At 63.6% G+C, this 327-nt stretch carries 2 pseudogenes; both read right to left on the minus strand.

Annotated features, from left to right (window positions below):
- Positions 1-141: pseudogene (locus tag EN786_RS36710) on the minus strand (carbohydrate ABC transporter permease); the annotation flags it as partial.
- Positions 138-327: pseudogene (locus EN786_RS36715) on the minus strand (sugar ABC transporter permease); the annotation flags it as partial. The pseudogenes EN786_RS36710 and EN786_RS36715, both read right to left, overlap by 4 nt.

Raw genomic sequence — 327 nt, forward strand, 5'->3', positions numbered from 1 at the left:
CGGCCACCAGGTGGGCGTCAGCACCTCGGTGCGCGGCTTGACGGCGGTGAGGAACATCACCGCGAAAGGAAAAATCGTCACGACGATCAAGGGAGCCAGCAGCAGCCAGGCGATGACGGTGCGCTTCAGCTTCGGCGTCATGCGCGCCGCTCCCGCATGGCGAGCCGCACATAGGTCATGGTGAAGACGAGCAGGATCGCGAACATCACCAGCGACACGGCGGAAGCCTCGCCCAGCTTACCGATGCGGAAGGCGAGCTTGTAGAGATGCGTGACCAGAATGTCGGTCGAGTTCGCCGGCCCGCCTTGCGTCATCACCCAGATGATC

It is taken from the genome of Mesorhizobium sp. M4B.F.Ca.ET.143.01.1.1 (genome assembly GCF_004792275.1).
Taxonomy (GTDB): Bacteria; Pseudomonadota; Alphaproteobacteria; order Rhizobiales; family Rhizobiaceae; genus Mesorhizobium; species Mesorhizobium abyssinicae.